21 protein-coding genes and 2 pseudogenes are annotated in these 26,242 nt (G+C 75.0%); 14 read left to right on the top strand and 9 right to left on the bottom strand.

Features of this window, described 5'->3' with window-relative positions:
• Window positions 1–44 precede the first annotated feature (44 nt).
• Together KPF47_RS07390 and KPF47_RS38460 are read left to right on the top strand one after the other, a co-directional pair.
• Window positions 45–890 (top strand): alpha/beta fold hydrolase, encoded by an 846-nt coding sequence (locus KPF47_RS07390; protein WP_224387773.1) that lies wholly within the window; start codon window positions 45–47, stop codon window positions 888–890.
• Window positions 891–961: 71 nt separating this feature from the next.
• Window positions 962–1,243, top strand: coding sequence for a helix-turn-helix domain-containing protein (locus KPF47_RS38460; RefSeq protein ID WP_255659243.1), 282 nt, complete (start codon window positions 962–964; stop codon window positions 1,241–1,243).
• 10 nt (window positions 1,244–1,253) lie between these two features.
• On the opposite strand, the gene KPF47_RS07380 is transcribed toward KPF47_RS38460, so the two are convergent.
• The 4 genes and pseudogenes from KPF47_RS07380 to KPF47_RS07365 form a co-directional block, all read right to left on the bottom strand.
• Complete coding sequence (locus KPF47_RS07380; protein WP_224387772.1) at window positions 1,254–1,865, bottom strand: ATP-dependent Clp protease proteolytic subunit; 612 nt, start codon at window positions 1,863–1,865, stop codon at window positions 1,254–1,256.
• A gap of 5 nt (window positions 1,866–1,870) precedes the next feature.
• A pseudogene (locus KPF47_RS07375) lies at window positions 1,871–2,467 on the bottom strand (ClpP family protease); the annotation flags it as partial.
• 101 nt (window positions 2,468–2,568) lie between these two features.
• Window positions 2,569–4,203, bottom strand: coding sequence for a DICT sensory domain-containing protein (locus tag KPF47_RS07370; protein ID WP_224387770.1), 1,635 nt, complete (start codon window positions 4,201–4,203; stop codon window positions 2,569–2,571).
• Between the two features lie 202 nt (window positions 4,204–4,405).
• A complete protein-coding gene (locus tag KPF47_RS07365; RefSeq protein ID WP_224387769.1) occupies window positions 4,406–6,067 on the bottom strand; it encodes a putative PEP-binding protein in 1,662 nt (553 codons plus the stop codon).
• Between the two features lie 99 nt (window positions 6,068–6,166).
• On the opposite strand from KPF47_RS07365, the gene KPF47_RS07360 reads away from it, so the two are divergent.
• The 5 genes and pseudogenes from KPF47_RS07360 to KPF47_RS07340 all read left to right on the top strand — a co-directional run bounded on the left by KPF47_RS07360 (window position 6,167) and on the right by KPF47_RS07340 (window position 10,158).
• The gene (locus KPF47_RS07360) at window positions 6,167–6,928 is read left to right on the top strand and encodes a DeoR/GlpR family DNA-binding transcription regulator (RefSeq protein ID WP_224387768.1); all 762 of its coding nucleotides are present in this window, start codon (window positions 6,167–6,169) and stop codon (window positions 6,926–6,928) included.
• Between the two features lie 26 nt (window positions 6,929–6,954).
• Window positions 6,955–7,901: pseudogene (gene pfkB, locus KPF47_RS07355) on the top strand (1-phosphofructokinase).
• Complete coding sequence (locus KPF47_RS07350; RefSeq protein ID WP_224387767.1) at window positions 7,898–8,347, top strand: PTS sugar transporter subunit IIA; 450 nt, start codon at window positions 7,898–7,900, stop codon at window positions 8,345–8,347. Before pfkB ends, KPF47_RS07350 begins: the two are co-directional and overlap by 4 nt.
• Window positions 8,344–9,852 (top strand): PTS fructose transporter subunit IIC, encoded by a 1,509-nt coding sequence (locus KPF47_RS07345; protein WP_224387766.1) that lies wholly within the window; start codon window positions 8,344–8,346, stop codon window positions 9,850–9,852. The genes KPF47_RS07350 and KPF47_RS07345 overlap by 4 nt, the downstream gene beginning before the upstream one ends.
• A gap of 27 nt (window positions 9,853–9,879) precedes the next feature.
• The gene (locus tag KPF47_RS07340) at window positions 9,880–10,158 is read left to right on the top strand and encodes an HPr family phosphocarrier protein (RefSeq protein ID WP_224387765.1); all 279 of its coding nucleotides are present in this window, start codon (window positions 9,880–9,882) and stop codon (window positions 10,156–10,158) included.
• A 132-nt stretch (window positions 10,159–10,290) separates the two neighbouring features.
• Here the strand turns inward: KPF47_RS07340 and KPF47_RS07335 are convergent, their stop codons facing one another.
• A complete protein-coding gene (locus KPF47_RS07335; protein WP_224387764.1) occupies window positions 10,291–12,309 on the bottom strand; it encodes a beta-galactosidase in 2,019 nt (672 codons plus the stop codon).
• 206 nt (window positions 12,310–12,515) lie between these two features.
• Between KPF47_RS07335 and ppc the strand changes: the two genes are divergently transcribed.
• From ppc to KPF47_RS07305, 6 genes are all read left to right on the top strand, one after another.
• The gene (ppc, locus tag KPF47_RS07330; protein ID WP_224387763.1) at window positions 12,516–15,284 is read left to right on the top strand and encodes a phosphoenolpyruvate carboxylase; all 2,769 of its coding nucleotides are present in this window, start codon (window positions 12,516–12,518) and stop codon (window positions 15,282–15,284) included.
• A gap of 47 nt (window positions 15,285–15,331) precedes the next feature.
• On the top strand, window positions 15,332–15,535 hold the full coding sequence (locus tag KPF47_RS07325) for a hypothetical protein (RefSeq protein ID WP_224387762.1): 204 nt from the start codon (window positions 15,332–15,334) through the stop codon (window positions 15,533–15,535).
• A 57-nt stretch (window positions 15,536–15,592) separates the two neighbouring features.
• Window positions 15,593–16,462, top strand: coding sequence for a hypothetical protein (locus KPF47_RS07320; protein WP_224387761.1), 870 nt, complete (start codon window positions 15,593–15,595; stop codon window positions 16,460–16,462).
• 354 nt (window positions 16,463–16,816) lie between these two features.
• Window positions 16,817–17,575 (top strand): LamB/YcsF family protein, encoded by a 759-nt coding sequence (locus KPF47_RS07315; RefSeq protein ID WP_224387851.1) that lies wholly within the window; start codon window positions 16,817–16,819, stop codon window positions 17,573–17,575.
• Window positions 17,576–17,589: 14 nt separating this feature from the next.
• A complete protein-coding gene (locus tag KPF47_RS07310) occupies window positions 17,590–19,593 on the top strand; it encodes a prolyl oligopeptidase family protein (RefSeq protein WP_224387760.1) in 2,004 nt (667 codons plus the stop codon).
• Complete coding sequence (locus tag KPF47_RS07305) at window positions 19,590–20,264, top strand: SIMPL domain-containing protein (RefSeq protein ID WP_224387759.1); 675 nt, start codon at window positions 19,590–19,592, stop codon at window positions 20,262–20,264. Before KPF47_RS07310 ends, KPF47_RS07305 begins: the two co-directional genes overlap by 4 nt.
• 7 nt (window positions 20,265–20,271) lie before the next feature.
• On the opposite strand, the gene KPF47_RS07300 is transcribed toward KPF47_RS07305, so the two are convergent.
• Both KPF47_RS07300 and KPF47_RS07295 read right to left on the bottom strand, forming a co-directional pair.
• Window positions 20,272–21,888: an acyl-CoA synthetase gene (locus KPF47_RS07300; RefSeq protein ID WP_224387758.1), complete on the bottom strand. Its 1,617-nt coding sequence runs from the start codon at window positions 21,886–21,888 to the stop codon at window positions 20,272–20,274.
• A gap of 31 nt (window positions 21,889–21,919) precedes the next feature.
• The gene (locus tag KPF47_RS07295) at window positions 21,920–23,518 is read right to left on the bottom strand and encodes an adenylate/guanylate cyclase domain-containing protein (RefSeq protein ID WP_224387757.1); all 1,599 of its coding nucleotides are present in this window, start codon (window positions 23,516–23,518) and stop codon (window positions 21,920–21,922) included.
• A 191-nt stretch (window positions 23,519–23,709) separates the two neighbouring features.
• Here KPF47_RS07295 and KPF47_RS39675 point away from each other — a divergent pair, with 191 nt between their 5' ends.
• The gene (locus KPF47_RS39675) at window positions 23,710–24,381 is read left to right on the top strand and encodes a VC0807 family protein (protein ID WP_305080414.1); all 672 of its coding nucleotides are present in this window, start codon (window positions 23,710–23,712) and stop codon (window positions 24,379–24,381) included.
• Here KPF47_RS39675 and KPF47_RS07285 read toward each other — a convergent pair.
• Together KPF47_RS07285 and KPF47_RS07280 are read right to left on the bottom strand one after the other, a co-directional pair.
• Window positions 24,353–24,775, bottom strand: a complete 423-nt coding sequence (locus KPF47_RS07285; RefSeq protein WP_224387756.1) for an SRPBCC family protein — start codon at window positions 24,773–24,775, stop codon at window positions 24,353–24,355. The genes KPF47_RS39675 and KPF47_RS07285 overlap by 29 nt on opposite strands.
• Window positions 24,772–25,932, bottom strand: coding sequence for a pyridoxal phosphate-dependent aminotransferase (locus KPF47_RS07280; RefSeq protein ID WP_224387755.1), 1,161 nt, complete (start codon window positions 25,930–25,932; stop codon window positions 24,772–24,774). The genes KPF47_RS07285 and KPF47_RS07280 overlap by 4 nt, the downstream gene beginning before the upstream one ends.
• Between the last annotated feature and the right edge of the window lie 310 nt (window positions 25,933–26,242).

The raw sequence follows: 26,242 nt of genomic DNA, 5'->3' as shown, positions 1-26,242 counted from the left end.
CGGACATCGGGAGGACACAACCGATCGTCACGGAGGAGCCCACCATGCCCCAGCTCAGCATCGGAACCGAGAACGGCAGCCCGGTCGAGCTGCACTACACCGACCAGGGCTCCGGCGCCCCCGTCGTACTGATCCACGGCTGGCCGCTGTCGGGGAGGTCCTGGGAGAAGCAGGTCCCCGCGCTGGTCGACGCCGGCCACCGGGTCGTCACCTACGACCGGCGTGGCTTCGGCCAGTCCTCCCAGCCCTGGGAGGGCTACGACTACGACACCTTCGCCGACGACCTGCACGCCCTGCTCGTGCACCTCGACCTGCGCGAGGCCACCCTCGTCGGGTTCTCGATGGGCGGTGGCGAGGTCGTCCGCTACATCGCGAAGCACGGCACCGACCGGGTCGCCCGCGCCGTGCTGGCCGCGGCCGTCCCGCCGTACCTGTACAAGTCCGACGACAACCCCGACGGCGGCCTCGACGACGCCACCATCGAGCAGTTCCAGGGCGGCGTCACCGGTGACCGGATCGCCTTCCTCGACGAGTTCACGACGAACTTCTTCGCAGCGGGCGACCGCACCGACCTGATCAGCGAGCCGAACCGCGCCTACCACCGCGCGATCGCCGAGTTCGCGTCGCCCAAGGGCACCCTGGACTGCATCACCGCGTTCGGGCGCACCGACTTCCGCGGCGACGTGCAGAAGGTCTCCGACGCCGGCATCCCGACCCTGGTCGTCCACGGTGACGCCGACGCGATCGTCCCCTTCGAGGTGTCCGGCAAGCGCTCGCACGAGTCGATCGAGGGCGCGCAGCTCGTGCTGATCGAGGGCGGTCCGCACGGCCTCAACGCCACCCACCCCGACGAGTTCAACGCCGCGCTGCTCGACTTCCTGAAGGCCTGAGCGCCCGCCCCGGGTTCCGCCCTGGGCGGAACCCGGGGACCACGGCCCCCGCCGGGCCCTACCGTGCCCCCATGAGCGAACCCCTCTGGCGGCACGCACTCGGCCGTGAGCTCCGTCGACGACGGCACGACCGCGGCGAGACGCTGCATGCGACGGCCGGGCGCGCCGGGGTGTCACCGCAGTACCTCTCGGAGGTGGAGCGGGGGCGCAAGGAACCCTCCAGCGAGATGATCGCCGCCGTCGCCGGGGCGCTCGGGACCGACCTCGCCGGGCTGGCCCGCGGCGTCGCCGACGGTCTCGCGGCGGTGCCGCGGGCGGACGGGCCGCAGTGCGCGTACGCCCTGGCCGCCTGACCCGGCACGTTCAGCGACGCTCGCGGACACGTGGCGGCTGCGGCTCGAGCACGGTGTCGAGCAGGCCGTAGTCCCGGGCCGCGGACGCGGTGAACACGCGGTCGTGGTCGGTGTCGGCACGCAGCCGTTCCACGGTCTGCCCGGTGTGCCGGGCCAGGATCTCCTCGATGTCGGCGCGGATCCGGACCAGCTCGTCGGCCTGCAGGATCAGATCCGGGATGGACCCGCGGCCCTGCGCCGCCGGCTGATGCAGCACGACCCGGGCGTGCGGCAGCGCGCCGCGACGGCCCTCGGTCCCGGCGGCGAGCAGCACCGCGCCCACCGAGACTGCCTGCCCGACACACGTCGTCGCGACCGGGCAGCGGACGTGGCGCAGCGTGTCGTAGATGCCGAGCATCGCGCTGGGGTCGCCACCGCCGCAGTTGACGTAGAGCTGCACCTCACGGTCCGGGTCGTCGGCCTCCAGGAACAGCAGCTGGGCGATCAGGGCGTTCGCGACGCCCGCGTCGATCTCCGTGCCCAGGTAGACGACCCGCTCGGTGAGCAGGTGGGAGTACACGTCGAGCACCCGCTCACCGCTCGGGGTGCGGGCGATGACGTTCGGGATCGTGTAGGTGCTCACCGCCGTCACCGCCCCACGCCGAAGCCGGTCGGGACGGCGCCGCGGCGGGGCACGACCTGGTCGAAGGAGGTCACGACGGCGTCGACGAACCCGTAGTCGAGCGCCTCGGCGGCGGAGTACCAGCGGTCGTGCAGCGAGTCGGTGAAGATCCGCTCCGCCGGCTGCCCGGTGTCCTCGGCGATCAGGCCGAGCACGGTGTCGCGGGTGTGGCGCAGGTCGTCGGCCTGCAGCTCGATGTCGACGGCCGTCCCGCCGATCCCCGACGAGCCCTGGTGCATGAGCACCCGCGAGTGCGGCAGCGCACGCCGCTTGCCCGGGGTGCCCGCCGACAGCAGGAACTGCCCGGCGCTGTAGGCGATGCCGAGGACCAGCGTGGACACGTCGCAGGGGACCAGCCGGAACAGGTCGCGCAGCGCCAGCATGGCCGGCACCGACCCGCCGGGCGAGTGGATCCAGAACGCGATGTCGGCGTCCGGGTCGCGGGCGGCCAGCGCCACGACCTGGGTGGCGAGCAGGATGCCGTTGTCGTCGTCGAGGGGGCCGTCGAGCATCACGACGCGCTGGTCGTAGAGGTCGCGGCGGGCGCGGTCGTCGAAGCGCGGGGGGGCGCGGTGAGTCGCTCATGACCCCACCGTGGCCGGGGGACGGCCCGGTCCGCGCCCGGTTCTGCCCTGGGCAGCTCCGCCCAGGGCGAACGCGCCGGTCAGCCGGGGTGACCGCCGTTGTCGCGGTGCCGGTCGGCGAACACGTCGTAGCCGGCACCCCGGTCGCCCTGGACCAGGCGTCGCAGCGCCTCCTGCGCCGCGACGCGCGGGTCGACGGCCGCCTCGCCGGTGACCGGCTGCGGGCCGGTCGAGGACACGTCGAGGTAGGGCCGGGGCCGCGACGGCGGCGGGGCCGGTGCCGGCCGCGGCGGCGGGGCGTGCGCGTCGGGCGGGGGCGCGACCGGGTCGTCGATCCCGCCGCCGTTCCCGGCCGGGCGGGGGCGCGGTGCGACGTCGTCGGGACCGCGGTGCCGGGCCGCGGCCGACGGTTCCGGGGACGGCCGCGGCGGTGCACCGTCCCGCCCGGTCGCGGCGACGACGATCCGGTCCCCCGCCGGGTTCCGCCCGGCGTCGACCGGGTCCGTGTCTCCCGGCTCCTCGGGCAGGTGGGCCAGGGCCGCGCGCAGGTCGGCCAGCGGCAGCGGCCGGGTCGTCGTGACCGCGAACGCGACCCGCCCGGCCAGCGCGATGCCCGGCCAGCCCTGTGAGGCCAGCGCCAGGCGCTCCCCGACCCGGTCGCAGAGCCCGGCCAGGTGCCGGTCCGAGGCGCCCGGCACCACCAGCGCGAACTCCCGCTCGGACAGCCGCAGCGCCGCGTCCACCGGGCCCAGTGGCTGGGTCATCGCCGCCGCGACCTGGTGGGCGGCGAACCAGGCGGCGCGGTCGTCGTCGTGCACGACGGAGCCGTCGAGGCCGGGGAGGTCGAACAGTGCGAGGCCGAGGGGCAGCGCCTCCGGCCCGGCCGGACCGGCGAAGCGGTCCAGGGCCTCGGCGGTGGGCAGGCCGCTCGCCGGGTCGACCACGGCGGCGGCGCGGGCGGCCGCGGCGCGCTGGGCGTCGGCCAGCTGGGAGCGCAGTTCGCGGGTCCCGGCCCGGGCCGACAGCAGCCGGTCGATCATGTGGTTCAGCGACGTCGTCGCCCAGGCCTCGCCGGTGGTGCCCGCCGAGGCGGCCGGGTCGCCGCCGGTCGGCATCGAGGACCCGAGCAGCTCGTCGACCGTGCGCCGCACCGAGGCGGGCAGCCGGTCGCCCAGCGCGAACCGCAGCCGCGCGAGCTCGGTGCCGGCCTGGGCCCGCGCGTAGCCCCAGCGGCCGAGGAACACCCGTCCGGCCTCACCCTGCTCCCGCGGGTCACGGGTGTACTGGTCGGTCGCGACCAGGAACGCCCCGGCACCGGGCCCGAGCGCGACGACGCTCCACTCCCCCGCCAGCGGCTCGTCGGGATCCAGCACCACGAGGTGGACGCCGTCCGGTACGTCGTGCACGCCGCCGTCGGCGAACGCGACGACGACGTGCATCCCGGCCCGGGCCATCCGTGCGTAGACCTCGCGCTCGCGGTCGAAGAAGCGCAGCTGCTGGAACAGCGCGACCACGACCGTGGGGTCCTCCCGCGGGCCGGACATCACCGCGCGCTCGAGGGAGTGGGACAGGTGCACGAGCAGCCGCTTCGACGCCGGCTCCGGACGGGCACCGGAGGCGCGTTCCCAGGCCTCGCGCCGCCCTTCGGAGAGCCCGTCGACGTAGGCCTGCTCCGAGGCCACCCGGACGGCGTGGGCGAGCGGTCCCTCGGACATGGGTGACCTCCGGTCGTCGGACGGCGCGCGGTTCGCGACACGGGATCACGCCGTGTGTCGACCCAACAACCGCGGGTCGCCGGGGGGCAACCGGTGGCCGGGTACGTCCGGTGGGACCGCAGGTCACTGCGACCAGCGGTGTGACGACCACCGGTCCGCCCGTCGCACAGCCGAGCGGGAGGGCGGACGCGACGAACGGCGATCAGCCGTCGAGGGCGGCGACGGCCCGGCGGGCCGCGATCGGGTCGGCCGCGGCGCAGGCCGCCCGCGCCCGCTCCCGGCACTGCTCGACGGTCAGCCCGGCCAGGGTCGCCCCGACCGCGGCGAGCGCCCCCGACCCCATCGACAGGCTCGCGACCCCCAGGCCCACCAGCACCGCGGCCAGCCCCGGGTCGGCCGCGGCCTCGCCGCACACCCCGACCGGGGTGCCGGTGCGCGCCGACGCCTCGCCGAGGATCCCGATCAGCCGCAGCAGCGCGGGCTGCCACGGGTCGTTGAGCGCGGCCACCGGCCCGGACTGGCGGTCCGCGGCGAACAGGTACTGGGCCAGGTCGTTGGTGCCGACCGAGACGAAGTCGACCTCGGCCATGATCTCGTCCGCGGTGAGCACCGCCGCCGGGATCTCGATCATCACGCCGGCCTGGGAGATGCCGTGCGCCCGGCAGCGCTGCACGAACCAGCGCGCCTCCTCCGCGGTGGCGACCATCGGGGCCATCACCTTCAGCTCGACCCCGGTCTCCTTCGCCGCGGCGGCGAGCGCGGCGAGCTGACGGTCCAGTACGCCGTCGCCGTTGCCGGGGACGCGGGCGATGCGCAGGCCCCGCACGCCGAGCGCCGGGTTGGGCTCCCCGTCGAGGGACAGGAACGGCAGCGGCTTGTCGGCACCGGCGTCGAGGGTCCGGGCGGTGACCGGCCTGCCGGCGAACGCGGACAGCACCGCGGTGTAGACCTCGCGCTGCGCGGCCTCGGCGGGCTCCTCGGCCGCGGAGAGGAACGCGAGCTCGGTGCGGAACAGGCCGACGCCCTCGGCGCGGGCGTCCGCGGCCTTCGCCGCACCCGGACCGTCGCCGACGTTGGCCAGCACCGGCACGACCCGGCCGTCCGCGGTACGGCCCACGCCGTCCCACTCGGCGGTGACCGCGGCGGCCGCGGCGAAGGCGGTCGCCTCGTCCAGGGTGGCGACCTCACGGACCTCACCGGTGGCGCCGTCGACGGTGAGGGCGGCGCCCTCGGCCAGGGTGGTCGCACCCGCGCAGCCGACCACCGCGGGGATCCCGAGGGAGCGGGCCAGGATCGCGGTGTGGCTGGTCGGGCCGCCCTGCTCGGTGACCAGCGCGAGCGCGACGCCCGGCTTGAGCCCGGCGGTGTCGGCCGGGGCCAGGTCGGTCGCGACGAGGACCGCCGGAGCGTCCAGGTCGGCGACGCCCGGGGCGGGCAGGCCCAGGAGCTCGGCGACGATCCGGTCCCGCACGTCGTGGATGTCGCGGGCGCGCTCGGCCATGTAGCCGCCCATCGACGACAGCATCTCGGCGAAGGAGTTCGCGGCCTCCCACACCGCGCGCGCGGCGGGCCGCCCCTGGCCGGCGACGAGGGCCTGCGCGCTCTCCAGCAGCGCCGGGTCCCCGACCATCGTGGCGGTCGCCTCGAGCACCTCCCGCGCGTCGCCGGTGACGGTCGCGGCGCGCGCGGTCAGCCGCTGCGACACCAGCTCGACGGCCGGGCCGATCCGCGCAGCCTCGGCGACGGGGTCGGCCGGGGCGGGCCCGGCTGCCGGCTCGGCCGGCGGCTCGGCGACCCGGACGACGCGGCCGCCGGCGCGGCCGGGACTGGCGGGGATTCCGGTGAGGGCGGTCGTGCTCGGCATGAGTGGCTCCCGGGGGTTACTCCGACGTGACCCGTTGACAAACACAGTAAAACCCACATACTCAGACACAAGCAAGCATCGAAGCGGGAGCGAACAAAGATGTACGCAGCGGAGCGTCAGCAGTGGCTGCTCGACCGGACCCGGGACCGGGGCCGGGTCGACGTGGCCGCCGTCGCCGAGGAGCTCGATGTCACCCCCGAGACGATCCGCCGCGACCTCGGAGCCCTGGAGCGCCAGGGGCTCGTCCGCCGGGTGCACGGCGGGGCCATCCCGTCGGACCTGCTCAACTTCGAGCCCGGGGTCGGTCAGCGCGACAGCCAGTCCGGCGCGGAGAAGGAGCGGATCGCCAAGGCCGCCCTGACCGAGCTGGGCACCGCCGCGACCGTCCTGCTCGACGCCGGGACCACGACCTCCCGGCTCGCGAGCGCGCTGCCCCGCGAGCGCGACGTCACGGTCGTCACCAACTCCCTGCCGATCGCGTCCGCGCTGGCCGGGCGCCCGAACGTGGACCTGCGACTGCTCGGCGGACGGGTCCGCGGGACGACACTGGCCACCGTCGACGACTGGGGCACCGAGGTGCTGGCCGGTCTCACCATCGACGTCGCCTTCATCGGGACGAACGGGTTCTCCGTGGCCCGCGGTCTCACCACGCCCGACACGGGCGAGGGCGCGACCAAGCGGGCGATGCTGCGCGCCGCCCGGCGCAGCGTCGTCCTCGCCGACGCCGGCAAGTTCGGCTCCGACCAGTTCGTCCGCTTCGGCACGCTGGCCGAGGTCGACACGCTGATCACCGACACCGGCCTCGACCCGGCGGACGCCGCCGCGGTGGAGGCCGCAGGCCCGAAGGTGGTACGCGCATGACCCCCCGTTCCGTCCCCGCCCCGCGGATGTTCGTGACGGTCACCCCGAACCCGAGCCTGGACCGGACCGTCGCGCTGCCGCACCTGGTGCGCGGCGAGGTCCACCGGGCGCAGTCGGTCCGGATCGACCCCGGCGGCAAGGGCGTCAACGTCGCGCGCGCCCTGGCCTCGGCCGGGCACCGCACGGTGGCGCTGATGCCGTCGGGCGCCACGCCCGGCGAGCGGCTGGCCGCCCTGCTGGAGCCCACCGACGTCACGACCGTCGCGGTGCCGATCACCGAGGCCACCCGGGTCAACATCACCCTGGTCGAGCCGGACGGCGTCACCACCAAGATCAACGAGCCGGGGCCGCGCCTGTCCGCCGACGAGGTCGAGGCCCTGATGGACCGGGCCTGTGCGCTCGGCGCCGGCGCGACCTGGCTGGTGGGCTGCGGATCGCTGCCCCGGGCGTCGGCGACGACTTCTACGCCGAGCTGGTCCGGCGCTGCCGCCGGCCCGGCCTGCGGATCGCCGTCGACACCTCGGACGCGCCGCTGCACCACGCCGTCGCGGCGGCCCCCGACCTCGTGAAGCCCAACCACGCCGAGCTGGCCGAGCTCGTCGGGCGCCCCCTGGGCAGCCTCGGCGACGTGCTGCTGGCCGCCCGCGAGCTGCGTGCCCGCGGGATCGGCGCGGTCCTGGTCAGCCTGGGCGCCGGTGGCGCCCTGCTGGTCGACCGGTCCGGCGAGCACCACGCCCGGACCCCTCCGATCACCGTGCTCAGCACGGTGGGCGCCGGCGACTCCACCCTGGCCGGGTTCCTGGCCGCGGGCGGGGAGGGACCCGACGCCCTGCGCCACGCCGTGGCCTACGGCGCCGCCGCCTGCCGTCTGCCCGGCTCCGCCACGCCGGGTCCGGCCGACATCCGAACCGACGACGTCGAACTGGCACCCACGCCGGACGTCACCCTCGCCCTCACCGGAGATGCCGCATGACTGCCTTGATCACCGCTGATCTGGTCGACCTCGACGTGCCGTCGGCCGACCGGAGGACCGCCGTCACCGCCCTCGCCGAGCGCCTGGTGAAGGCCGGCCGGGTCACCGACCTGGACCGGTTCCTCGCCGACATCGAGGCCCGCGAGGCCCAGATGCCGACCGGCCTGGAGGGCGGCATCGGCATCCCGCACTGCCGGTCCGCGGCCGTCACCGAGCCGACGCTGGCCTTCGGCCGCTCGTCCTCGGGTGTCGACTTCGGCGCCGAGGACGGCCCCGCCGACCTCATCTTCCCGATCGCCGCCCCCGAGGGCGGCGACACCGACCACATGACGGTGCTCGCCGCGCTGGCCCGTCGCCTGGTCCGTGCCTCGTTCAAGAACGAGCTCCGCAACGCCACCGACCCGGCCGCCGTCGCGACCTTCATCCAGCAGGAGGTGGGAGCGTGAAGCTCCTCGCCGTCACCGCGTGCCCCACGGGCATCGCGCACACCTACATGGCCGCCGAGGCCCTCGAGGTCGCCGCCGAGGAGGCGGGCCACGAGATCGTCGTCGAGACCCAGGGCTCGGCCGGCTCCACGCCGTTCACCCCGGCCCAGCTCGACGAGGCCGAGGCGATCATCCTCGCCGCCGACGTCGAGGTGCGGGACAGGGAGCGCTTCCCGCACCTGCCGACCGTCACCTCCCCGGTCAAGAAAGCCATCGGCGGCGCGCCGGGCCTGATCGAGCAGGCCATCGCGAAGGCCACCGCGCAGCCGAAGGGCACGGCTGCCGCCGCGGTCCCGGCCCAGCGCGACGGCGCGCCGATGGACACCAAGAACTTCGGCTCCGGATTCGGATCGCGCCTGCGCGGCTGGCTGATGACCGGCGTCTCCTACGTCATCCCGTTCGTCGCCGCGGGCGGACTGCTGATCGCGCTCGGCTTCGCACTGGGCGGCTACCAGATCACCGAGGCGCCCGACGTCGTCTCCTTCGGTGACGACGGCGTCGCCTCGGTCGCGTTCGACCCGGGCGCGCTGCAGTCCTGGGCGGCGCTGTTCTTCCAGGTCGGCGGGCTCGCGTTCGGCTTCCTGGTCCCGGTCCTGGCCGGCTTCATCGCCTACGCGATGGCCGACCGCCCGGCCCTGGTGCCCGGCTTCGTCGGCGGCATGATCGCCGTCCAGACCCACGCCGGGTTCCTCGGCGGCCTCGTCGCCGGTCTGCTCGCCGGCGCGGTGATCATGGCCCTGAAGCTGTGGCAGCCGCCGAAGGCACTCGCCGGGATCATGCCGGTGCTGGTGCTGCCGCTGATCGGCACCGCGGTCGTCGGCGCGATCATGTTCCTGGTCGTCGGCACGCCGCTCGCGGCGGCCACGACCGGCCTGACCAACTGGCTCAACGGTCTGTCCGGCACCAACGCGATCCTGCTCGGCGCACTGCTCGGCCTGATGATGGCCTTCGACATGGGCGGCCCGGTCAACAAGGCCGCCTACGCCTTCGCCGTCGCCGGGCTGTCCACCGGTTCGGAGACCGCGCTGATGATCATGGCCGCAGTGATGGCCGCCGGCATGACGCCGCCGCTGGCGTTGGCACTGGCCACCGCCGTCCGCAAGAACCTGTTCACGAAGGCCGAGCAGGAGAACGGCCGGGCCGCCTGGTTGCTGGGTGCCTCCTTCATCACCGAGGGTGCGATCCCGTTCGCCGCGGGCGACCCGCTGCGGGTCATCCCGTCGCTGATGGCCGGCTCCGCGGTCGCCGGCTCGCTGTCGATGGCCTTCGGCGCGACCCTGCGGGCCCCGCACGGCGGCATCTTCGTGGTCCCGCTGATCGGCAACCCGTTCGCCTACCTGCTCGCGATCATCGCCGGCACCGTGGTCTCCGCGGTCCTGGTCGTCGGACTGAAGTCGGCGCGGCGCACGCCCGCCGCGACCCCCGCCACCACCACCGCCCCGGCCGCAGCGCCGGTCGCCGGCTGACCCCCACCCCGGAAGAGGAGCACCGTCATGGCCGAGCGCCGTGTGAAGGTCGGATCGTCGGTCGGGCTGCACGCCCGCCCCGCCAACCTGTTCGTCACCGCCGCCAAGGAGCAGGGGGTGAAGGTGCGGATCGGGACCGCCGACGGTGAGCGCGGCCCGGTCGACGCCGCCTCGATCCTGTCGGTGATGGGGCTGGGTGTGCGCTCCGGCGAGGAGGTCGTGCTGACCGCCTCCGACGACGCGCAGGGCGAGGCCGCCGTCGCGGCCCTGGCCGAACTGCTCGCGCAGGATCTCGACGCGAGCTGACCCCGCGTCACCCGGAACGCCCCGGACGCCCCGCCGCGCCTGCCGCGCGGCGGGGCGTCCGGCTGTCCGCGCCCCGCTCCTGCTGCCGCCGGGCTGCACGTTCCCGCCCTCCCCGGGGCAGGAACGTGCGATTCAGTCCCGGAGGACGGTAACCCCGCGCGGAGGGAGGGTCCCGGCCCGGCCGGCGAGCACCTCCGACACGCCCAGCGGCCCCAGGTCGACGGCGGTGTCGCCGCGGTTGACCAGGAACCGGAACCCCTCCCTGCGGACGAGCTCCACCCGTCCCCGCAGCTCGCCGGGCAACTCGGACCCGATCCCGGCGGCGGCCAGCAGGCGTCGCAGCAAGGGGGCGCGGTCGGCGAGCCGGGTCGGGACGTAGGTCGCCGACCCGCCCCCGACCGGACGACGGGTCACCGCGGGCAGCCCGGCCAGGTCACCCGCGGCCGGGTCGGTGCCACCGCCGGTCCAGCGGGCCAGCACCTGCACCGCCGGGTCCACCACCTGCACGGCCTCGCTCCAGAGGTCACCGGTCGAGCCGTCGTCGAGCTCGACGGTGGCGCCCGGGTCGAGCGGCGCGAACTCCTCGACCCGGATCCCCAGGAGCTCGCGCAGCGCACCCGGGTAGCCGCCGAGCAGGGCGTGCGCGTCGTCGTCGACGGTGCCGGAGAAGTAGGTGGTCACCAGGTGCCCGCCGGCCCCGACGAACGCGGTGAGCGCGGCCGCGCGGGCCGGCCCGACGACGTGCAGCACCGGCGCGACGACCAGCTCGTAACCGGACAGGTCGCGGTCGGCGGGCACGACGTCGGCGCGCACCCCGGCGTCGAGGAACGTCCGGTACCAGCCCAGCGCCTCGGCCTTGTAGCGCAGCTCGGTGGTGGGGGTGGAGGGCTGCTCGGCGGCCCACCACGACGGCCAGTCCCACAGCACCGCCGCACGCGCCGGGACCCGCCGCGACCCGGCCACCGGGGCCAGGTCGCGCAGGGTCGCGCCGAGCGCGGTGACGTCGCGGAACACCGCCGAGTCCGGGCCGGCGTGCGGGACCATCGCCGAGTGGAACTTCTCGGTGCCCGCCGCGGACTGGCGCCACTGGAAGAAGCAGAGCGCGTCGGCACCGTGCGCGAGGTGGGTGAGCGCGTCGCGGGCGAGCTCACCGGGGCGCTTCGCCCGGTTGACCGGCTGCCAGTTCACCGCCGAGGTCGAGTGCTCCATCAGCCACCACGGGTGCCCGCCCGCCAGGTTGCCGGTGAGGTTCGCCGAGAACGACAGCTCGTCGCGCGCGTCGGGGCCCGGGACGACGTAGTGGTCGTTGGCGACGACGTCGACCTCGCCCGCCCACGTCGCGTAGTCCATCCCGCTGGTCTCGCCCATCACCATGAAGTTCGTGGTCACCGGGACGTCCGGGGTGAGCGCACGCAGCAGGTCGCGTTCGGCGCGCAGGTGGTCGAGCAGCGCGTCGGAGCAGAAGCGGGCGAAGTCGAGCTGCTGGGACGGGTTGGGATGGGTGCCGGGACCGGTGCGGCGCGGGGTGCCGATCTCCTCCCAGTCGCCGTAGTGCTGGGACCAGAACGCGGTTCCCCAGGCCCGGTTCAGCGCGTCGAGGTCGCCGTGGCGGGCGCGCAGCCAGGCCCGGAACGCGACGGCGGCGTCCTCGGAGTGGTCGTGGACGTCGTGGCACCCCAGCTCGTTGGACACGTGCCAGGCGGCGAGCGCGGGGTGGTCGCCGAACCGGCGGGCCAGGCGCGCGACCAGGTCGAGGGCGTACCGACGGAACACCGGCGAGGTGGGCCGGTGGTGCTGGCGGCCGCCGGGGGCCAGGATCCGCCCGTCCGCGTCGACGGCGAGGATCTCCGGGTGCAGGCGGTGCATCCACAGCGGCGGTGACGCGGTGCCCGTGGCCAGGTCGACGGCGATGCCGCCCTCGTGCAGCAGGTCCAGCACGTCGCCGAGCCAGTCGAGGTCCCAGCGGTCCGGCGCGGGCTGCAGCAGCGCCCAGGAGAAGACCCCGACCGTCGCGACGGTCACGCCGGCCTCGCGCATGAGCGCGACGTCGCGCACCCGGACCGCGTGCGGCCACTGCTCGGGGTTGTAGTCGGCCCCGTACTCGATCCGGGGGCGGGAGACGCCGGGGGTGGGACGCAGCCAGCGGGTCATGGGGTCATTCTGGCGTCCCGCCGTGTGCGATGTCGTGCGGATGTGTCCGACTTCGTTCGGGTCGGTTTCCCCGGGGTTACGGGCGACGCCAGCGATGGCCCCGCCCCGCGACGGCGGGGGACGATGCCGGGGCCCCACCCCCGTTCCCGACGATGCGAGCGGCCCGTCCCGACCCGCGTCGCCACGCGGAGAACCGGAGAGCCTGCGTGACCCCCTCGGAGACCACCGCACTCGCCCCCGACTCGCTGACCGCGCACTCGGGTGTGGTCAGCGAGACCGAGCAGAAGGCTCTGCGGGCCGACATCCGGCGGCTGTCGACGATGCTCGGGCGCACGCTGTCCGACGAGTCCGGACCCGAGGTGCTGGAGCTGGTGGAGAAGGTGCGCCGGGCGGCGCGCGACTCGGCGCGCGGGGAAGCGGGCCCGGACGTCGTCGCGGCGCTGCTCGACGGCATCGACACCGGTACCGCGGTGCTGCTGGCCCGCGCGTTCTCCCAGTACTTCCAGCTGGCCAACGTCGCCGAGCAGCTGCACCGCTCGCGGGAGCTGCGGGCGCTGCGCCCGGCCGACGCCCGGCCGCTGCGCACGGTGCTGCGCCGGCTGGCGACCGAGGCCGACCCGGACGAGGTCGCCGACGTGCTGGCCCGCGCCGAGCTGCGCCCGGTGTTCACCGCGCACCCGACCGAGTCCACCCGTCAGTCGGTGCTGGGGATCCTGCGTCGCGTCGTCGACGCCCTGGACCGGGAGGCCCCCGACGACGAGCTCGCCGCGCTGGTCGACCTGCTGTGGCAGACCGACGACATCCGTCCCGGCAAGCCGATGGTGATCGACGAGGCCCGCAACGTCGCCTGGTTCGCCGCGCGACTCGGCGAGCGCACCGTCCCCGACCTGCTCGGCGAGTTCGCCCGCGAGGCCGCCGAGGCCGGCCTGACGATCCCCGACGACGCCCGTCCGCTGGTGCTGGGCTCCTGGGTCGGCGGCGACCGCGACGGCAACCCCAACGTCACCCCGGCGGTCACCCGCGAGGTGCTGCAGCTCAACGCCGACCGGGCGATCCGGATCCAGTCCGAGCTGGTCGAGAAGCTGATCTTCGAGCTGTCGGTGTCGACCCGGGTGATGGGGGTGTCGGAGGAGCTGCGCGGCTCGCTGGCCCGCGACCGGCGCGCCCTGCCCGCGGTGCACGACCGCTACATCCGGCTCAACGCGCACGAGCCCTACCGGCTGAAGCTGTCCTACGTCGCGGCCCGGCTGGAGAACACCCGGCGGCGGATCGCGACCGGGGCGGCGCACGAGCCGGGCGTCGACTATCTCGGGGCCGCCGGGTTCCTGGAGGACCTGCTCGTGGTCGACCGGTCGCTGCGCGGGCACCACGGCGCGCGGATCGCGGCGGGCACCCTGGCCCGGGCGGTCCGCTCGGCCCGCGCGCTCGGGCTGCACCTGGTGGAGCTGGACGTGCGCGAGCACTCCCAGAAGCACCACGACGCGCTCGGGGCGGTCTTCGACGCCCTCGGCGAGCTGGACCGCCCCTACGCCGAGCTCAGCCGCGAGGAGCGCCGGGAGCTGCTCTCGGGCGAGCTGCGGTCGCGGCGGCCGCTGTTCCGCCGCCACTACGGCGTGCCCGAGGCGGCCGCGCCGGTGCTGGACCTGTTCGACACGGTGCACGAGCTGCAGCACGAGTTCGGCGAGGAGGTCGTGCGCACCTACATCGTGTCGATGGCCCGCGACGTCGACGACCTGCTCGCCGTGGCGGTGCTCGCCCGCGAGGCGTACATGGTGGAGATCGGCGACGAGCCGCGCTCCTCGATCGACCTGGTCCCGCTGTTCGAGACGGTGGAGGAGCTGTCGCGCGCGGGCGAGCTGCTGGAGGGCCTGCTCGCCGACCCCGGCTATCGGCAGCAGGTCCGCAACCGCGGCGACCTGCAGGAGATCATGCTCGGCTACTCCGACTCCAACAAGGGAGCCGGGATCACCGCGTCGCAGTGGCAGATCCACCGGGCCCAGCGCCAGCTGCGCGACGTGGCCGCCGAGCACGGGGTACGGCTGCGGCTGTTCCACGGCCGCGGCGGGTCGGTCGGGCGCGGTGGCGGACCGGCGGGTGAGGCCATCGCGTCGGCGCCGTTCGGGTCGGTCGACGCGACCATGAAGCTCACCGAGCAGGGCGAGGTCATCTCCGACAAGTACTCGCTGCCCAGCCTGGCCCACGACAACCTGGAGATCCTGCTGGCCTCGATGCTGGACGCGTCGTTGCTGCACCAGGCGTCGCGCTGGCCCGCGGACACGCTGAAGCGGTGGGACGAGGTCATGGACTGCGTGTCCGAGGCGGCCACCGCGACCTACCGGACGCTCGTCGAGGACCCGGGACTGCCGCTGTTCTTCACCGCGGCGACGCCGGTCGAGGAGCTGGGCAGGCTCAACGTGGGGTCGCGGCCGTCGAAGCGGCCCGGGCAGGGCGAGCCGACGCTGGACGACCTGCGCGCGATCCCGTGGGTGTTCGGCTGGACGCAGACCCGCATGGTCGTGCCCGGCTGGTACGGCCTGGGCTCGGGCCTGCGCGCCGCCCGGGAGGCCGGTTACGGCGAGGAGCTCGCCGAGATGCGGGAGTGGGCGTTCTTCCGCAACCTGCTGGGCAACGTCGAGATGACGCTGGCCAAGACCGACCTGCGGATCGCGTCGAACTACGTCGCGACGCTCGTCGACCCCGAGCAGCAGGGCCTGTTCGCCCAGGTCCGGACCGAGCACGAGCTGACCCGCCGTGAGCTGCTCGCGGTGACCGGGGAGGAGCGGCTGCTCGCCCGGCACCCGGTGCTGCGCGGGACGCTGTCGGTGCGCGACGCCTACCTGGAGCCGCTGCACCACCTGCAGGTCGAGCTGCTCGCGCAGCGCCGGGCCGCCGGCGAGGAGCCGGACCCGGACCTGGAGCGGGCCCTGTTGCTGACGATCAACGGGATCGCGGCGGGGATGAAGAACACCGGCTGAGCACGCCGGTCGCGGCGGGGCGCCACCCGGACCGGTACGTTCCGGACATGGAGCACGATCGGAACACACCCGGCCCGGAGGGCCCCGCGACCCGCCGGGTGGTCGCCTGGGTGCTGATCATCGCGCTGGCCGGGCTCCCGCTGAGCTACCTGGCCGGGACCGCGGGGTCGCAGGTCGTCCTCGCGCTGGTGGTGGTGGTGGCGCTGCTGGTCGGCGGGGTGGCGTTCTGGCTGCACCGCCGCACCCGCTGACCGTCCGTCGTCCGCCCCGCCGGCCCGCGGCCCGGCCCCGGCTGCTGGACTGGTCCGGTGCAGTACCGCCACGCCCCCGCCGCGAACCATGCGGCCCTCGACGCGGTGCTGGCCTCGGCACCGGGCCGTCCGACCCTGCCGGTCCGGCTGACCGTCGAGCTCGCCGGGCGCGCCCGTGAGCACCTGCCCGGCGACGGCCCGGTCACCGTGTGGGACCCGTGCTGCGGAGCGGGGGCGACCCTGGCCGTGCTCGGGCTGCTGGTCCCGGGCATCACCCGACTGATCGGCACCGACGCCGATCCGGATCCGCTCGACCTGGCGCGGCGCAACCTGGCGCTGCTCGGCCCGGGCGGCCTCGCGGCCCGCGCCGAGGAGCTCGACGCGCTCGCCGAGCGGTACGACAAGCCCGGCTACGCCGACGCCGCGGCCGCCGCCCGCACCCTGGTCCCGGCGGGCACGCCGACCTGGTCGGTCGCCGTCGCCGACGCCCGGGACACCGTCGCCGTCCGCACCGCACTCGCCGCCCCGCCCGACGCCGTCCCCTGGCCGGACACCGTCCCGGGAGCGGGCAGCGCCCCGGGACCGGACGGGGCCTCGGGGCCGAGCACGGTCTCGGGGCCGGACGGGGCCGGCGGACCGGACCTCGTCCTGGCCGATCTGCCGCACGGGCGCCGGACGACCTGGGCGGGCCTCTCCCCGGGCGCCGACGCCCCGGACCCGACCCACCCGTGCGCCGCGTACGCCGGGCATCCCGAGGTCGGGTTCCTGCGTGCGGTCGCGTCCGTCCTGCGCCCGGACGCCGTGGTCGTCGCCGTCGGGCGGGGCCGCACGGTACCGCTGCCGCCCGGGGTACGACCGCGGGAGCGGGTCCGCGCGGGGCACCGGGCCGCCGTGCTCGTGCGGGCGGAGGACCTGCGGAGCGCCTGATGCGGGTCCCCGGGCCGGCCAGGCGGACCGGGACGCCGGCCCGGCCGAGGAGCGGGATCGGGTGGGCGGGATGCCGGAGGGCCGATGCCGGAGGGCAGGACAGTCCCTCCGGCGAACTCGCTCACCCGGTAAGCGAGTTCGCCGGTCTCCCTGCCCGTGCACCGGGCGGTGGCGCCGACCGGGCGGGCGCCCGCCGGCCGCCCCCGGGGTGGCCCCCGACCGAACCCGCTTACCGGGTAAGCGATTCCGGTGACCTCCCCACCCGGCCGGGCAGCGGCGGCAGCACGGACCGGCGGCGGGCACGGGCCGGTCACACTGGACCGGACCTCCGCCGCCGACCTCGAGGACCACGCCGTGCGCACGATCGATCTGAACGCCGACCTCGGCGAGTCCTGGGGGCGCTGGACCCTCGGCGACGACGAGGCGATGCTCGGCCTCGTCACCTCGGCCAACGTCGCCTGCGGGTTCCACGCCGGGGACCCCTCGACGCTGCGGGCGGCCACCACCGGGGCGGCCGCGGCGGGGGTCGTCGTCGGCGCCCAGGTGTCCTACCCGGACCTGCGCGGCTTCGGGCGCCGCTTCCTCGACATCGAGCCGGCCGCGCTGACCGACGACGTGCTCTACCAGATCGGCGGGCTGGAGGCGCTGTGCCGGGTGGCGGGCACCCGGGTCCGCTACGTCAAGCCGCACGGCGCCCTCTACAACGCCACCCGCACGCACACCGCGCAGGCCCGCGCCGTCGTCGACGCGGTGCGGGCCTACGACCCGTCGCTGCCGGTGCTCGGCCTGCCCGGGTCGGCGCTGCTCGCCGAGGCCGACGCGGCCGGGCTGCGTGCCGTCGGCGAATTCTTCGTCGACCGCGGCTACACCCCCGAGGGTAGCCTCGTGCCGCGGGGCGAGCCGGACGCGCTGCTCGACGACGCCGGCACCGCCGCGCAACGCCTCGTCCGGATGGTCACCGACGGCGTCGTGACCGCGGTGGACGGCACGGAGGTGGACGTCCGGGCGGAGTCGGCCTGCCTGCACGGCGACTCCCCCGGCGCGGTCGGCACGGCCCGCCGGGTCCGCGACGCGCTCGACCGGGCCGGGATCGCCGTCGCACCGTTCGTGTGAGCGATGATCGGGGCATGACGAACGACCCGCACGCCTGGCTCGAGGACGTCACCGGCACCGAGGCGCTGGAGTGGGTGGCGCAGCGCAACGCCCGCACCGGGACGCGGCTGGCCGGCAGCCCGCTGTTCGCGGAGCTGGAGGCCGGTGTCCGCGAGGTGCTCGACTCCCGGGACAGGATCCCGTTCGTCACCGCCCGCGGCGGGCACTACTACAACTTCTGGACCGACGAGGAGCACCCGCGCGGCCTGTGGCGGCGCACCACCCCGGAGTCCTACCGCAGCGCCGACACCGAGTGGGAGGTGCTGCTCGACGTCGACGCGCTCAACGCCGCCGAGGGCGAGAACTGGGTGTGGCACGGGGCCCGCTTCCTGCGCCCGGACCTCGACCGCGCCCTGGTCGACCTGTCCCGTGGCGGCGCCGACGCCGACGTCACCCGCGAGTTCGACATCCCCACCCGCAGCTTCGTCGAGGGCGGGTTCTCCCGGCCCGAGGCCAAGGGCGGGATGAGCTGGATCGACCGCGACACCGTCTACCTGTCCACCGACCTCGGCCCGGGAACCATGACGACCTCGGGCTACCCGCGTACGGTGCGCCGGCTGCGCCGCGGCGAGGCCCTGGAGGCCGCCGAGCTCGTCTTCGCCGGGGAGGAGACCGACCTCAGTGTCTCGGCCTTCCGCGACCACACCCCCGGTTTCGAGCGGGACTTCCTGCGCCGGGCGCTGGCCTTCTACGCCGACGAGCTCCACCTGATCGGCCCGGACGGGAGCCTCACCAGGATCGACGTCCCGGACTCCGCGATGACCGACGTGCACCGCGAGTGGTGCACCGTCGAGCTGCGCGAGGACTGGGGGGCGTTCACCGCGGGCTCGCTGCTCGCCGCCCGCCTCGACGACGTCCTGGCCGGCACCCCGGGCTGGGAGGTGCTGTTCGAGCCCACCGACTCCTCCTCGCTGGCCGGGTACGCCTGGACCCGCCACCACCTCGTGCTCGACGTGCTGGAGGACGTCGTCGACCGGCTGGTCGTGCTCACCCCCGGCGCGCAGGGCTGGGAGCGGGCGCCGTTCGTCGGGGCGCCGGAGTTCGGCAGCGTCACCGTGGCCGCGGTCGACGCCGACGAGAGCGACGACGTCTGGCTGATCGTCACCGACTACCTGACCCCCTCGACGCTGTCGATCGCCACGGTCGGCGAGGCGCCCCGCCCGCTGCGCCGCGCGCCCGCCTTCTTCGACGCGTCCGGCCACGTCATCGAGCAGCACTTCGTGACCAGCGACGACGGCACCCGCGTCCCGTACTTCCTGGTCCGGCGGGCCGACCTGCCCTTCGACGGCTCCGCCCCCACCCTGCTCTACGGCTACGGCGGCTTCGAGATCCCGATGACGCCCGGCTACTCCGGCGGCATCGGCCGGTCCTGGCTGGAGCGCGGCGGCGTGTACGCCGTCGCGAACCTGCGCGGCGGCGGCGAGTACGGCCCCCGCTGGCACCGGGCGGCACTGCGCGAGAAGCGCCCGCGCGCCTACGAGGACATGGCCGCCGTCGCCCGGGACCTGATCGACCGCGGTGTCACCTCGCGCGCGCACCTCGCGGTGCAGGGCGGCAGCAACGGCGGGCTGATGGCCGGGAACATGCTGGTCCGCAACCCGGAGCTGTTCGGCGCGGTCGTCATCCAGGTGCCGCTGCTGGACATGAAGCGCTACAGCCACCTGCTCGCCGGCGCCTCCTGGATGGCCGAGTACGGCGACCCGGACACCGACGACTGGGAGTTCATCCGGACGTTCTCGCCGTACCACCTGATCGACCCGGACGCCGACTACCCACCGACGATCCTGCTGACCTCCACCCGCGACGACCGGGTGCACCCCGGCCACGCCCGCAAGTTCACCGCCGCGCTGGAGGCCGCCGGCCACGACGTCACCTACTACGAGAACATCGAGGGCGGGCACGGCGGCGCCGCGGACAACGCGCAGGCCGCCCACATGGCCGCCCTGGCCTACGGATTCCTGTGGGAGAAGCTGGCATGAGCGACGTGGTGATCCGGGTGCGGGGCGAGCACGAGCGGCAGGTCCCCGCCGAGCGCGGTACCGCGCAGGTCGTGGTGGAGGCGCAGGGCCCCGAGGCGGGCCCGGTGCGGGCGGAGGTCGAGGCCGGGACCGCGGCGCTCGTCGCCGACGTGCGTGCCCTGCACGACCCCGACGCCGGCCCGGGCCGGCGCCACGTCGTCGACCAGGCCCGCAGCTGGGTCGAACAGCCGTCGTTCGAGGGCCGGCCGCAGCCCCCGGTGCACCACGCCTCGGTGTCGGTGTCGGTGGAGTTCGACGACGTCGCCCGGCTCGGTGCCTGGCTGACCGGGGTGGGCCGGTTCGCCGGCGCGCAGGTCCGGGGGATCACCTGGGACCTGGCCCGCGAGCACCGCCGCGAGGTCGAACGCTCGGCCCGCCAGGACGCGCTGCGCCAGGCCGTCGAACGGGCCCAGGACTACGCCGACGCCCTCGACCTCGGTCCCGTCGCGCCGCGCTCGGTCGCCGACTCCGGTCTGCTCGGGCACCGTGCGGTGCCGATGAGCGCCCGCGCGATGGCCGCGCCGGGCGGGTTCTCCGAGGCCGACGGCGGTCTCGGGGCGCTGCTCGCCCCGGACGACATCACCGTCCGGGCCGAGGTCGAGGCCGAGTTCGTCGTGCGCCGGGAGAGCTGAGCCGCGCTCAGCCCTCCCGGGCGGCGATGTCGCCGTGCTCGGTGCGCAGCTCGCGCTTGAGGATCTTGCCGCTGGGGTTCTTCGGCAGCGCGTCGGCGAACACCACGTACTTGGGCCGCTTGTAGCCGGCGAGCTTCTCGCGGGCGTGCGCGTCGACCTGCTCGCGGGTCAGTGCCACGCCCTGCTTCGGCACCACCACCGCGGTGACGGCCTCGATCCAGTGCGGGTGGTCGACCCCGAACACGGCGACCTCGGCGACACCCTCGAGCAGGTAGAGCGCCTCCTCCACCTCGCGGGAGGCGACGTTCTCCCCGCCGGTCTTGATCATGTCCTTCTTGCGGTCGACGACCGAGAGGTAGCCATCGGCCGTCATCACGCCCAGGTCCCCGGAGTGGAACCAGCCGCCGGCGAAGGCCTCGGCGGTCTTCTCCTCGTTCTCGTAGTACCCCAGCGTCACGTGCGGGCTGCGGTGCACGATCTCGCCGACCTCCCCGGGCGGGACCTCGTTCCCGGCGTCGTCGACGACCCGGGTCTCGACGTTCAGCGACGCCCGCCCGGCCGACCCGGCGTGGCTGAGCTGCTCGTCGGGGCCGAGCAGGGTCGCCAACGGGGAGGTCTCGGTCTGACCGTAGAAGTTCCACAGCCGCACCTCGGGCAGCCGCCGGGACAGCTCGTGCAGCACCTCGACGGGCATGGCGGCGGCACCGCAGTAGCCCTTGCGCAGGCTCGACAGGTCCCGGGTGTCGAAGTCCGGGTGGCGCAGCGGGGAGATCCACACCGTCGGCGGGCAGAAGAGCTTGGTGACCCTCTCCCGCTCGATGGTCTCCAGCAGCCGGGCCGGGTCCGGTGAGGGCAGGATGATGCTGGTCGCCCCGAGGTAGACGTCGACGGACAGGAAGCAGTCCAGCTGCGCGCAGTGGTAGAGCGGCAACGAGTGCAGCTCGACGTCGTCGTGCTCCATCCCGCCGTCGACGACGCACGAGACGTACTGGCTGATCAGTGACCGGCTCGGCAGCAGCACGCCCTTGGGCCGGGACTCGGTACCCGAGGTGTACATCAGACGCAGCGGGTCGTCGTCGGCGACGTGCACGTCGGGCTCACCGGGGTCGCCCTCGCCGTCGATCCAGGCGTCCAGGTCGGCCCAGTCACCGGACGGTGCCTGCCCCGACAGCCCGATCCGGGCGCGCACCGTCGCCGGCCGCGCGGTCTGGACGAGCGCCTTCTCCCCGGTCGTGACCAGCGCGTCCTCGACGACGAAGGCCCTCGCCCCGGAGTGGTCGAGGATGAACGCGATCTCCTCGGCGTTCAGCATGAAGTTGATCGGCACGAGCACGACCCCGAGCCGCGCGGTGGCGTAGACGAGCACCGCGAACTGGTGGCAGTTGTGCGACAGCAGGGCGAGCCGGTCGCCCGCGGTCAGGCCCTGGCCGGCGAGCGCGGCGGCGCAGCGGCTCACCGCCGCGTCGAACTCGGCGAAGCTCCAGCGGACCCGGTCGTCGACGATCGCGGTCCTGTCCGGGTACCGGACGGCCGTCCGGTGCAGCAGGTCCCCGAGCGTGTGCCGGCGCACCCGCCGGATCGACGCCGCGGTCTGCTCGCTGAACTCGGTAGCGCCGTTGCCCATGGGCGCATCCTGCCCGAGGACACCCCCGTCGTCACCTACGACCGTTCTCCCCGGATCCGACGACGTCCGCGGGGTCCGTGGGCTCGGTGGCGTCCGTGGCGTCCGTGGCGTCCCGGTCGTGCCCGGCCGGGACGTGGATCCCGGTCGGCTCGTCCCGTCCGCGCAGCGTCACCGACTCCGACGCCCGCCACCGCGCGGCCTCGCTCCCGGCGGCGTCGACGGCCCGGGCGGCCGCGACGACCCGCCCCGGCACCGTCTTCGCCAGCTCGGTGAGCCGGGCGGCCTCGTTCACCGGGTCCCCGATGACGGTGTACTCGAAGCGGCGCGGGTCGCCGATGTTGCCGGCCACCGCGTCGCCGGCGGATACCCCGATGCCGGCCTCGACCTCCGGCATCTCCGCCGCGAGGCGGGCACCCAGGCAGCGGGCGGCGCTCAGCGCGGCGCCGGGGGCGTCGTCGAGGTCGAGCGGGGCACCGAAGACGGCGAGCGCGGCGTCGCCCTCGAACTTGTTGATCCACCCACCGGCCTGCTCGACGCACTCGACGACCACGCCGAAGAAGCGGTTCAGCACCGCCACGACCTCCTCGGGCGGGCGGCGGGCGGCCATCGCCGTCGAGCCGACGAGGTCGACGAACAGCACCGCGACCGGGCGCACCTCACCACCGAGCCGGATGCCGTCGCCGCGGGCGGATGCGGCCTCGGCGACGTCGCGCCCGACGTGGCGGCCGAACAGGTCACGGATCCGCTCCCGCTCGCGCAGCCCCTCGACCATGCTGTTCGTCCCGGCCTGGAGCTGGCCGAGCTCGGTGTTGTCGTAGACGGGCAGGCTCACGTCGAGATCACCGTCCTGCACCCGGGCCAGCGCACGGCGCACGGCCAGCACGGGGTCGGCGATCGCGCGGGCGGCCCCGAGCGTCGTGATCAGCCCGACCCCGATCGCCGTGCCCCCCAGCGCGAGCATGGTGACCGCGAGCTGGGTGGCCGAGGAGTCGCCGTACACCAGCGCGACGAGCCCGGCCAGCATGATCCCCGAGATCGGGACCGCGGTGCCGAGCGCCCAGAACCCCACCGAGCGCAGCATCACCCCGGTGACCAGGCGACGCCGCTTCGGCGGTCGCCCGGACAGCACCCGGGCCGCGGCCCGGCGCAGCATCCGCTCGACGAGCAGGTAGGACAGCGACGAGGTCGTCACGCCACCGATCAGCACCGTGGCGGTGACCGAGAAGCTCAGCCGTCCGGAGTAGCGCAGGTTCAGGAAGCAGAACAGGACCGCCGCCACCGCCCACAGCAGCGCGACCATCGACGAGATGCGGGCCGGTGCCCGCAGCACCAGCCGTCGCTCGTCCGCCTGCGGGTCCCGCGAGGAGCGGCGCACGGTCAGCTTCCGGCGCCCGAACCAGATCCCGACCGGGACCGCGACGAGCAGGTAGATCCCGAACACGACGAGGTTGACCAGCCGGATCTCGACCGCGTCGAGCAGCCGGTCGCGGGGCAGCACGAAGGCCGCGATGACCAGCACCACGCCCCCGCCGATGACGTTCGCCGAGGCGACGACCAGGGCCAGCAGGGCCCGCACCGGCAGGCCCACGACCTGGCGGCCCGGCCGCGTCGCCGGTCGCTGCGCATCCATGGGCCGGAGTCTAGGCCGATCGAGTGAGCCGGGCCGCCGGAGATCGGGACCTGCCCGCCGGACCCCGCCCGCACCGGTACGGGCGGGTGGAGGTCGATCTCCACCCGGGCTCGGTCCCGGGGTGGATCCGGAGGGGGGTGTCACCGCGGGACCGTCGTCGGGTCCGACCCACCGCACCGGAGGAGCCACCGATGACCACGACCACCACCCCGACGGACGGCCCGCCGGCCGCCGCCACGGGCCGCGGTGCCGTGCTGCGGCAGACCGTGGGATCGCTGCTGGTGGACGCGGCGCTGCCGTACCTGGTCTACGTCGTGCTGACCGGGCAGGGCATGTCCGACGTCGCCGCCCTGGCCTGGTCGGCGCTGCCGCCCGCACTGAGCGTGGCGCTGCAGGCGGCGCGCCACCGCAGGCTGAACCCGGTGGGCGCGATCGTGCTGGTCACGATCGCGGCCGGGCTGGCCACCTCGCTGCTCAGCGGCGACGCCCGGTTCGCCGTGGCCCGCGACGCGATCCAGAGCATCGCGTTCGCGCTGCTGCTCACCGGGCCGCTGGTGGTCGGGCGCCGGCCGCTGGTGTTCGGGGTGTGCCGGTTCTTCGGCAGCGCACAGCGCCCCGATCTACCGGAGATCATGGAGCGTCAGTGGGCGGCCAACCCGGTGTTCCGGCGGACGATGCGCCGCGCGACGGGCATCGCAGCGCTGGTGATGGTGCTGGAGGCGGCACTGCGGATCACGCTGGCCTACAGCCTGGCGCCGGTGGTGGCGCTGCCGATCCTGTCGGTGCAGTCCATCGTGGTGTGGACGGCGATGTCGGCGCTGCTGGTGGTGAGCGTCAGGCGGGCGGCCCGGGCGGGTCGCTGACCTCGAGCAGGTCACGCAGCCGCTCCAGGTCCGCGAGGACGGCGGCGACGTCCGCCGCGTGGTCGGCGTCCGGCGCCCCGGGGGTGCGCCGGACGCCGAACACGACCTCGGCGCCGTCCGGGTGCTCCACGACCCGCACCGGGTTGTGGAAGCGCCGTCCGTCGGCGGTCAGCACCTCGTGGTCGAGGACGCCCCAGGCCTCGTCCGCGGCGAACCGGATCTCGATCTCGCCGAGCGGGCCGCCGGGCACGATCCAGCGGCCGTCGCGCTCCTCGATCCGGGCCCCGACGCCGGCCGCCCACCGGGGCAGGTTCCGTGGGTCGCGGGCGAACGCGTGGACCCGCTCCGGGGCGGCGCCGACGACCACCGACACCCAGCTCGACGCGGCGCTCACGCCCGCAGCCCCGCCAGCCGTCCGGCTGCCTGCTCCAGCACGTCGTCGCGCTTGCAGAAGGCGAACCGCACGTAGGGCCGGTACACCGCCGCGGCCTCCGGCGACGGGCAGAACACCGACACCGGGACGGCCGCGACCCCGCAGAGCCCCGGGAGCTTCGCGGCGAGGTCGACGCCGTCGTCGTGGCCGAGCGGGCGCGGGTCCGCGGTCACGAAGTAGGTGCCGCGCGGGGTGAGCACGTCGAACCCGGCCGCCCGCAGCCCCTCGCTCAACAGGTCGCGCTTGCGGGTGAGGTCCGCGGCGAGGCCGGCGTAGAAGTCGTCGCCGAGGCCGAGGGCGTGCGCGACGGCCGGCTGGAACGGCGCCCCGCCGTGGAAGGTGAGGAACTGCTTGACCGCGCGCGGGGCGGCGACCAGCTCCGGCAGGCCGTGCACCCAGCCGACCTTCCACCCGGTGACCGAGAAGGTCTTCCCGGCCGAGGAGATCGTGAGGGTGCGGTCGGCGAGGCCGGGCAGCGACGCCATCGGGACGTGCTCGGCGCCGTCGAACACCATGTGCTCGTAGACCTCGTCGGTGACGACGACGGCATCGTGGGCGACGGCGAGCTCCCCGACCCGGACGAGCTGGTCGCGGGTGAGCACCGCGCCGGTCGGGTTGTGCGGGGTGTTGACCAGCACCACCCGGGTGCGGTCGGAGAACGCGGCGGCCAGCGCGTCGTCGTCGACGCCGAAGTCGGGCGGGAGCAGCGGCACGGTGCGCAGGGTCGCTCCGGCGAGCGCGACGGCGGCGGCGTAGGAGTCGTAGGCGGGCTCGAACGCGACGACCTCGTCACCGGGCCCGCACAGACCCAGCAGGGTGGCGGCGATCGCCTCGGTGGCCCCCGTGGTGACGACCACGTCGGCCGGGTCGACCGCGAGGCCGTGGAAGCGCTGCTGGTGGGCGGCGACGGCCTCGCGCAGGGCGGGCACGCCCGGGCCGGGCGGGTACTGGTTGAGGCCGCGCCCGGTGATGTTGGCGGCGGCGTCGGCGAGCAGGGAGGCCGGTCCGTCGGTGTCCGGGAACCCCTGCCCGAGGTTGATCGCACCGGTCTCGACCGCGAGGCGGGAGATCTCGGTGAAGATCGTCGAGGTGAACGGGCGCATGCGCTCGACCAGCATGGCCCGACACTATCCGGGTGTGCGGGTGGCGCAGCTCCTGATCGAGGGTCTGCGCGGCCCGTGCCGGTCCTCGTGCGGTGGTGGGTTCCACCCCGCCGGGACGAGCTCCTGCCGGTCGGTCAGTCGAGTCCGCGGACGATGTGCGACTCGTCGTCGTGCTGGTCGTCGATCTCGATCGAGGTGTCGTCGTTCATCGGGTGGCCTCCTCACGGCGCTCGGGTGACGAATGATGGACACAGGAGAAGACGTCCGTCATCGGGACGATGTTGCTGAACCGGCCTGTGGACCGATCCAGAATCACCCGACCGGG

Source organism: Pseudonocardia sp. ICBG1293 (assembly GCF_020131355.1).
GTDB lineage: Bacteria > Actinomycetota > Actinomycetes > Mycobacteriales > Pseudonocardiaceae > Pseudonocardia.
Note: the sequence above shows the minus strand (reverse complement) of the source record. Positions and strands in the feature narration are given on the sequence as shown.